This is a genomic window from Enterobacter sp. PTB, from assembly GCF_051130085.1.
Lineage (GTDB): Bacteria > Pseudomonadota > Gammaproteobacteria > Enterobacterales > Enterobacteriaceae > Enterobacter > Enterobacter ludwigii.
On the sequence record NZ_JBDKEE010000116.1, the window covers coordinates 1 to 527 of the forward strand.

Consider the following 527-nt stretch of genomic DNA (forward strand, 5'->3'; position numbering starts at 1 on the left):
AGAAGCACATATGAACAAAGTGACCAACACCACAGGACTGGAAACCGTTAACGGCATTCCGATGATGAGCAGCCGTAGCATCTCTGAAATGACTGGCAAAGACCATGGCAGCATCGTCATTCGAGATATCAAAAACATGCTTGAGCAGATCGGCATTTATCCTGCAAATCTGCAAGTTAGTGAAAGTAATGAGTTTTTCTTCAAGATGAAAACATACAAGGGCCGCGAAGTCATTGATGAAATCCTCCTTGACCAGGACCTTTCCACGACGCTTGTGACGGGCTATAGCGTTCAGGACCGTTACAAAATCGTCAAGCGCTGGAGTGACCTGGAATCTGGCAAAGCAACTCCGCTGATTGCTGCACAACAACCTACTGACCAGGCTCCGGACCTCTTCCTGCTGGCCCGTGTGGTTTCCGAAGCTGCCGTATCCGCAGCGATGAAAGCAGTGATGGAGGTGACGGGCATCAACGCCGTCACGGCACAATCAGTGGCCCTGCCAGCCGCTCCTGCGGTTGAGCCAGCAG

General features: G+C 51.6%; 1 protein-coding gene. It reads left to right on the forward strand.

The genetic code is table 11. The annotated features are described in order from the left end of the window. Nucleotides 1–10: 10 nt before the first annotated feature. The coding region (locus AAIR21_RS27850) for a Rha family transcriptional regulator (RefSeq protein ID WP_434682837.1) at nt 11–527 on the forward strand (517 nt) is incomplete at its 3' end.